The 8,217-nt window shown below is 71.7% G+C and carries 5 protein-coding genes; 1 reads left to right on the top strand and 4 read right to left on the bottom strand.

From position 1 onward, the window contains the following. The 4 genes from FM119_RS09200 to FM119_RS09185 form a co-directional block, all read right to left on the bottom strand. Positions 1-1,285: DNA polymerase III subunit gamma and tau (locus FM119_RS09200; protein ID WP_143822676.1), on the bottom strand; the 1,285-nt coding region annotated here is incomplete at its 3' end. Between the two features lie 77 nt (positions 1,286-1,362). Then, positions 1,363-2,442, bottom strand: coding sequence for an HTTM domain-containing protein (locus FM119_RS09195; protein ID WP_245827414.1), 1,080 nt, complete (start codon positions 2,440-2,442; stop codon positions 1,363-1,365). Continuing rightward, positions 2,439-3,188, bottom strand: coding sequence for a DUF5819 family protein (locus tag FM119_RS09190; RefSeq protein WP_087137396.1), 750 nt, complete (start codon positions 3,186-3,188; stop codon positions 2,439-2,441). Before FM119_RS09190 ends, FM119_RS09195 begins: the two co-directional genes overlap by 4 nt. A gap of 139 nt (positions 3,189-3,327) precedes the next feature. Next, the gene (locus FM119_RS09185) at positions 3,328-6,954 is read right to left on the bottom strand and encodes a choice-of-anchor G family protein (protein ID WP_179205281.1); all 3,627 of its coding nucleotides are present in this window, start codon (positions 6,952-6,954) and stop codon (positions 3,328-3,330) included. A 640-nt stretch (positions 6,955-7,594) separates the two neighbouring features. Between FM119_RS09185 and FM119_RS09180 the strand changes: the two genes are divergently transcribed. Further along, positions 7,595-8,217: DEAD/DEAH box helicase family protein (locus FM119_RS09180; RefSeq protein WP_218778761.1), on the top strand; the 623-nt coding region annotated here is incomplete at its 3' end.

The raw sequence follows: 8,217 nt of genomic DNA, 5'->3' as shown, positions 1-8,217 counted from the left end.
CCCCCTGCGCCCACCGTTTCCTCGCCCGCCGCCGCGGCGGAACCGCCGCGGCGGCGGGCGAGGAAACGGTGGGCGCAGGGGGCGTCGCCGCGTCGGGTGCGGACGTGGCGGCCGGCCGCGATGAGGCCGCCGGGACGGCCGTCGCCCCCGGGGCGCGGCCCTGCTCGGCGGGGGCATCGCCCTGGGCGAGCAGCACCAGGATGCGGGCGATCATGAGCTCCAGGTGCAGCTTCGGCGATGTCGCGCCGCTCATCTCGCTGAGCGCCCGGTTGACGATGTCCGCCGTGCGGCTCATCGCCGCCCGGCCGAAGGTCTCCGCCTGGGCGGCCATGTGGTCAATCTCGTCCTGCGGGACGCCGCGAAGCACACCCGCGGCGTTGTCCCCCGTGGCCGAGACGACGATCAGGTCGCGCAAGCGCTCCAGCAGGTCGTCCACGAAACGACGGGGGTCCTGTCCGGTCTGGACGACCTTGTCGACCCCGGCGAAGGCACGCGAGGAGTCGGCGGCCGCCAGGGCGTCGATGACCTCGTCGAGCAGCGAGGCGTGGGTGTAGCCCAGCAGTGCAACCGCCCGCTCGTACGCCAGAACGGAGCTCTCGGACCCCGCGATGAGCTGGTCGAGCAGCGAGAGCGTGTCGCGCACGGACCCGCCGCCGCCGCGCACCACGAGCGGCAGCACCCCGCCCTCGGCGGTCAGCGACTCGGCCTCGAGCAGCTGCTGCAGGTAGTCGAGCATCACAGCAGGGGGGACGAGCCGGAACGGGTAGTGGTGGGTGCGGGAGCGGATCGTGCCGATGACCTTGTCGGGCTCGGTCGTGGCGAAGATGAACTTGACGTGCTCCGGCGGCTCCTCGACGATCTTCAGCAGTGCGTTGAAGCCCTGCGGCGTGACCATGTGCGCCTCGTCGAGGATGAAGATCTTGAAGCGGTCGCGCGCCGGGGCGAAGATCGCCCGCTCGCGCAGCTCGCGGGCGTCGTCGACGCCGTTGTGGCTGGCCGCGTCGATCTCGACGACGTCCATGGAGCCGCCGCCGCCGCGTCCCAGCTCGACGCAGCTGTCGCACCGGCCGCACGGTGTGTCCGTCGGGCCCTCGGCGCAGTTGAGGCAGCGCGCCAGGATACGGGCCGAGGTGGTCTTGCCGCAGCCGCGGGGACCGCTGAACAGGTACGCGTGATTGACCCGGTCCGACCGGAGCGCCGTCCGCAGCGGATCGGTCACCTGGGACTGGCCGATCATCTCGGCGAAGGTCTCTGGCCGGTAGCGGCGATACAGGGCGGTAACCACGTCCCCATCGTAGTTGCCACCGCCGACACCCGGTCACGGCCGAGAGCGAACGCGACCGCGACCTCGACCTCGACCGCTCAGGCGATGGCGCCTCCCCCGCGCCGCCCTGCCGACTCCGCGCGCGCGGCCCGCAGCCGCGCCGACGCCGAGGAGGCCAGCCGCCGCCAGGTGCGATCCCTGACGAAGATGAAGTCGAGCGCGATCATCGCGAGGGAGAACCACGGCAGCCCCATGAGCACCGCGATGCCCACGTGGAAGCTCATGATCCCCAGCAGCGCGACGATCCGCGTCGGCCGCGTGAGCAGCATCATCGGGAAGCACAGCTGGAGGATGATCGACCCCCAGGTGAACGCCGTCACCGCGGGACCCCAGGCGGTGGCCAGATCGCTGAGCACCGGCCAGGTGCCGAACCGCTCCGTCATCAGCGGGTTGTACACCGCGTAGCCGCCCGACCAGGGGTCGCCGCCCGCCTTGTACAGCGCGCCCGAGACGTACACGAAGGACACCTGCGCGGTGAGCACCACGAGCGTGAGGTTGTGCAACGCGTTCGAGATCGGAGTGGGGAGGACCGTGCGCCAGCCCGCGCGTGCCCTCCTCCCGGCGTCGAGGGACCAGCGCGCCGCCGGGTCGGCGAAGAGCAGGAAGAACAGGGCGATGCGGTACATGTTGTCGCCCTGGTCACCGACCGCGTCGTTGACCTCGATGAAGCTCACCCAGAGGACCAGGTAGACCGGCAGGACCAGATTGAAGCGCCAGCCGAGCGTCACGAGCACGGCGAGGACCATCAGCACGAGGTACAGCAGCGTGAAGGCGACGTCGTCCAGCATCACCGAGTGGAACGAGCTGAACAGCCAGATCGACGGGAACGCGCTCACCGGGTCGGAGGCCTCCCCGTTCCAGGCGGAGCCGGAGCCGAAGGTGTACAGCCGGGTCGCGAAGTTGCTCAGCAGCAGCCCCAGGCCGGTGAGCCCGAAGATGATGCGCGTCACCGCGAGACCGTACAGCGCCTTCTTCGAGTCGAGCAGCCACGCCTCCCCCGCCAGCTGAATCCGGCGCAGGCCCGACGCCCCCGCCCTGGCCCCGTCGGCCGCGGCCGACGCCATCGCCCGGGGAAGCGCCCGCAGCACGGACAGCGCCGCGCGCCCCCGCCCGCTCACTTCTCGAGCCTCTCGTAGGCGCGGAGGAAGACGTCGCGGAAGCTGTCCGACGACTGTCCCTCCTCCACGACGGGGCCCCGCCAGCCCGTGGCGGCGTTCTGCGCCTCCGGCCGGACGGCGTCGGGGTCGTTGCGTTCGGCGAACGGGATGATGTTCTGCCGGCTGGAGCGGAACTGGACCTGCTCGACGCCGTCACCCCAGATCGCGTACGCCACCTGACTGGCGTACGCGGTCGTCCGACGCTCCTGCGCCAGGTAGGCGGCGACCTCGTCCTCCGTGGCGTGGCCCTCCAGTTCCGCGGCCATCCGCGTCTCCCAGTCGTCCTTGTAGTAGTTGAGCGCGGCGACCTCCTTGCCGGCTTCGTCGAGCTTGTCCCACGCGCCCTTGAACCGGCTCGACACGTCGATCGCCTGGATCCCTCCCCGCGGCGGGGTGAGGGTGCTCCGGATCATCGACACCTCGACGTCGGTGGCGCTGACCCAGTCCGTCGTCTCCCCGTCCGCGACCGCGCGGACGTCGAGACGGTAGTCGCCGTTGATCGGCTCGGGGGCGAAAACGCTCCACGATTGCCCGAACAGGGGGAGCATGTACGACGACAGCGCGGTCCCAGGCACCACCTCGCGCAGCGGCGCGCGCGGGGCGATCCAGAGGAAGCTGGCGAAGACGTGCCAGGCGGTCAGCACCACAAGGGCGTAGAGGACCACACGCGTGAGAACGCTGCGGCGGGGTGCGACTCGTTCGGTCACGGGATCATCCTTCGGGGCGCGATCGGGGACGGGACGGTCCGGCTCCGCGCGGATCCCGCACGAGCTCGCGCCGGCGGGGCCGGAGACCGGACGATGCTCCGGGCGGTGCGAACACCGCCCGGAGCACCTGGGGACGACGCTACCGCTGCAGAGCCGTCTCGCGTCGGCGACGCACCAGCCAGATCGCCGTCGCGCCGAGCAGCAGCAGCGTGCCTGCCGTGACGATCCCGCCGAGCTCGGCTCCGGAGTTCGCGAGCGTCGCGGACCCCGTCGCGGTGCCCCCGGTCGACCCGGAGCCGGAACCGGCCGCGGTGCCGTCCGCCGAGGCGGACGCACCCGGCGAGGACCCAGAGGAGTCGTCACCCGCGTCGGCCGCCGCCGCCTGAGCGGTGACGACGAACTCCGTGTCGAGCGCGTCGCCGGTCAGCTCGCCCGCCTCGGACCCGGTCACGGCGACGTAGTGGTCGCCGAGCTCGAAGTCCGTCCCGATGGCGAACACGAACCGGACCGTGCCCTTCTCGTCGGCCGTCTCATCGGCCAGGTCGAACGGCGTCGAGTGGACGGTCGCGGAGACCGTCTCTCCCGGCTGGAAGCCGGTGCCGACGACGGTCTGCTCGACCCCGGTGCCGCGAACGATCGACCGGAGCTCCACCGTCGCCGTCGGTCCGTCGGCATCGCCGTCGGCACTGGCGTCGGCATCGGCGGTCGCCGTGGCGTCGGCGTCCGCGCTGGTCTCAGCGCTCGCCGTGGCGTCAGCGTCGGCGGTCGCGTCGGCCTCGGCGGTCGCGTCTGCCTCGGCCGTCGCGTCTGCCTCAGCGGTCGCGTCGGCGGTCGCCGTGGCGTCGGCCTCAGCGCTGGCGTCAGCAGCCGCAGCCGAGGACGCATCGACACTGGCATCCGCGTTCGCCGCCGACGCCGAGGCCGCCGACGCATTGCCCTCGGCAGCAGCGGACGCATCCGCCTCACTGTCCGAGTCCGCCGAGGAGTTCGACGCCGCCTGAGCCGACGCCGCAGCCGCGGCATTCGCCTCACTGCTCGCGTCGGTCGACGCCGCCGCACTGGCATCCGCCGCCGACGCCGACGCCGCATCCGCGTTCGCGGTCGCCGCAGCCGAGGCCGCCGCGTTCGCATCCGCATCCGCCGCCGCCTGCGCCGCGGCCTGAGCCGCCGCGTTGGTGTCGGAATCGGCCTGAGCCGACGCCGCAGCAGACGCAGACGCGTTCACGTTGCCCTCCGCATCAGCAGCCGCAGCCGCATCCGCATCAGCCGTCGCAGCCGAGTCAGTATCAGCCGTGCTGTCCGCGTCCGTGGTCGGATCCGCATCAGCCGTGGCGTCAGACTCAGCGGTCGCGTCAGCCTCAGCTGTCGCGTCAGACTCAGCCGTCGCATCAGCCGATGCCGACGCGTCACTGTCCACGCCCGCCGCCGCATCGGCGTCGGACGCCGAGGCCGCGGACGCATCCGCCGAGGCCGCGGAGTCGGAGTCCGCCGTCGTGGCCGCAGCCGCATCGGCAGCCGCAGCCGCATTGCCCTCAGCCGCCGAGGACGACTCGGCCGAGGCCGATGTCCCGGCATCGGCGTCCGCCGCCGCCTGGGACGCCGCCTGGGACGCGGCGTTGGTGTCCGTGTCCGAGCTCGTCGATGCGTCCGAGGACGCCGTCGCCTGCGCGGCAGCGGCAGCGGCCGCCTCGGCATCGGCATCAGCGGAGGCCGACGCCGCCGTGTCGCTGTCCGCCGTGGCCGCGGCCTGCGCGGCCGCCTGGGCCGCTGCGTTGCTGTCGGAATCGGCCTGGGCCGAGGCCGACGCCGAGGCGGCGGCCGCTGCGTTCGCATCCGCGTCCGTGTCAACGGCGGCACTGGCGTCCGCGCTCGAATCCGTGTCGGTCTCGGCCGTGCCGGGCTCGTCGCTCACGACGACAGCGAAGTCTCGCGTGGCCTCCGGAGAGGTCAGACCGTCCAGCCCCTGAGTCGCCGTCACCGTGTAGGAGCCGACGGGGGTCCCGGCGAAGGTCGACTCCCAGCTTCCGTCAGCCGAGACGACCGCGGTCTGGGCCGCCCCACCGATGTCGACGGTGACCGTCGCCCCGGGGACACCCGAACCGGTGACGACGACGTCGCTCGTCTCGCCCTCGGCGACCTCGAACTCCTGCCCGGCCGTGGGGGCCGTGATGACGGGCGCGTCGAGTTCGGCGACCGCCGCGTTGGGCCCGACGACGGCCGTGGCCAGGTTGACGGTCGCCAGGCCGGAGGAGCCCAGCAGGTTAGCTGCCGTGAGGCGGGCGGCGGTCTCGGTGTAGCTGCCGTCGGCCTCGCTCTGCACGTTGAGCTGCAGAGACACGACCTCGGCGACGAGATCGAACACGGGGCTGAGCGAGCTGGTGATTCCCGTGAGGACCGGCGTCAGCACTCCCGGCACCTCGGACAGCACGCCCGTCGCGGAGAACAGCACCGAGGCGATCGGCGTCGCGAGGGCGTTGAGCAGGGTCCCGAGCGGGATGGTGATGGGCACGCCCGCGACCTTGAGGGTGATCGACGCGACGGCGGTGCCGTCGAGGACGTCACCGAGCGTCTGGTCGGTGAGCGAGACGTTGATTCCCGTCCCGACGTCGAGGACCGGAACCGTGCAGTTCGGGCCCGATCCGACCAGGCAGAGGTTAACGCCGATGTTGATGGTCGCCGCCCGCAGCGTGGAGTCGAGCACCTGGTCGACCTGGTCGATCAGACCGCTCAGCAGGACACCGATGCGCTCGTTCACGAGGTTGAGGACCTCGGCGGAGAGCACCTCCGAGTTGGGGTCGAGGTTGTTCAGGCCTGGCCCGTCGTTCTCGCTGAGCAGCGCGTCGAGGTCGACGGTGACGACCCCCGTCCTCAGGTCGATCGAGACGACGTCGTCACTGAGCAGCCCGTCGAGCACGCCGTTCAGCGCACCCTGCACATCGGTGTCGATCGAGACCACGACGGCGTCGTTGCCGACGATCGGCGCGAGGGCCGCGTTGAGACCGGCGAGAGCCTGCGCGATGAGCCCGTCGGAGCCGACGAGGGAGTTGACCGCGGTGTCGACCAGCGAGGCGACGCTGCCGCTCCCGTCCCCCACGAGCACGTCCTCGATGCCGCCGATCGCGGGGACCGAGAGCTCGAGCTCGCCGCTGGCGACGTTGTAGTCGCGGACGACGGTCCCCGTTCCCTCGGCGTCGAGGGAGGCCTCGGCGCTGACCGCGCCGAGCCGGACCTCGAGGCCCGCGAGCGTGTCGGTGATCTCGCTGCCGAGCAGCCCCGTGAGGCTGAGGGTCGCGTCGGCCGGGTAGTCGCCCGTCCCGGTGGTGTCGACGATCCCCGCGTCGCTGACCGCGCCGGTGGCCGCACGGGACACGCCCCGGTCCGCCGCCTCGGCGTACTGGTTGACGACGCCCAGCTTGAGCACGTCTCCGAGCGGGACCGAGACGCCGCTCGGCAGCTGGACCCCGACCAGGCCGAGCGCCTCGAGGTCGAGGCCGGCGGAGTCCACCACACTCGGGCCGGAGCCGTCGTGCTCGGCGGACGCGCCGCCGAGCGCCGCGATGCTGTCCAGGTCGACCCCTCCGACGAGGAGGCTGCCGGAGAGGAACCTCGACGATGAGGAGGAGCTGTCGCCCGGCACGGCCGTCGCGGTGGACGCGAACGCGCCCATCGCGACCATCGCCGTGGCGGTGACGACGGCGGCGCCGGTCACGACGCCGCGCCGATCCGCCCCCCGTCGTGTCCTGCGTCGAGCACGGGTTGTCAGCACGTTGCGTTCCTTTCGCCGTTTGCGGTCCTCGTCCGTCGCACCCTCCGCACCGACCGCACGCCGAGGCGTTCGCCGGGTTCCGTGCCGAGGAGCACGAGTGTGGGGGCGTTCATCTGGTTTCCGTCCGTCGGGCGCGGATCGAGTGCAGATTCCGCGACTGCGGCCCATGCTAAATAGCCATTCACCCCGGATTCGGGCTTTCAGTAGCTATTCGGTATTCGGCCGGACACCGCCGGACAATGCCGCTGACGATGAACTACGCACCCCCATTCCCGATCGCCGCCGCTCAGTAGTAACGCGATGCCACACGCCGCGATCGACAGAAAGTGATGCGACCGTTATGAATTCCGTTCCGAGCCCGGAGGCCAGTGCCGAATTCACGGCGAGAAGCGGCGTCGCCGACCGGACGCACCCGCCGGAACGAATTGGCGGATCCCCGCCTCGGTGGTCGAACTATTACTGAGTAGTGGATATTCGGTAGCGCCGACCGGATACGATGAGCACCAGTCGGAAACCCGTAATCGCCCGCAATTCGCAGAAATGAACAATGCTCATGGACGCGGAATGAGATGCACTGAGGACGTGATTATCGTGATGCCGCGCCGATGCACGAGCAACCAGAAGGACAGAGGGACAGACCGTGCCGTCCTGGCTGGTTGAGCCCGCGCCGCGCACGCCCAGTCCGCACAGGACCGAGCTCGCCCAGGGGCTGCGCATGCTCGCCACCGGGATGCCTCTGCTGATCACCGGCCCCGCGGGCAGCGGCAAGAGCGTCGCCGCACGGCGCATCGCGGAGGCCAGCGGGCTGCCGGTCCGCACGGTGGCGGGCGGGCGCTCGCCCGCGGTGCCCGCGCCGGACCGACCGGACGGGACGGGCAAGGACAGGAGCGCCCTCGTCGTCGACGACGCCGAGCTGCTCGATGACGACACGCTTCACGGGATCCTCGCCTCCCACCTCGGGCCGCTGATCCTGACCGCGCGGACGACGCGCCTGCGCGGCGACTCCCCGCTCGCGCTCCTGCGGGACGACCACGGCCGGCGTCCGTACCGGATCGCCCTGCCCGCCCTGGGCGTGGACGAGACCGTCGCGCTGCTCGAGGACGAGCCTCGGCTGACGGGACCCCGCCCGCACGACATCATCACGGCGACGACGATCGCGCGCATCGCCGCCGGATCACTGCACGCCGTCGAGGACCTCTCAGGCGTCGCTCGGAGCCACCCGGAACGCTTCCCCCGCTGCCTGCCCTCCCCCGTGCTCTTCCC

The sequence above is a fragment of the Mycetocola reblochoni REB411 genome (assembly GCF_900163835.1).
Taxonomy (GTDB): domain Bacteria; phylum Actinomycetota; class Actinomycetes; order Actinomycetales; family Microbacteriaceae; genus Mycetocola_B; species Mycetocola_B reblochoni.
Note: the sequence above shows the minus strand (reverse complement) of the source record. Positions and strands in the feature narration are given on the sequence as shown.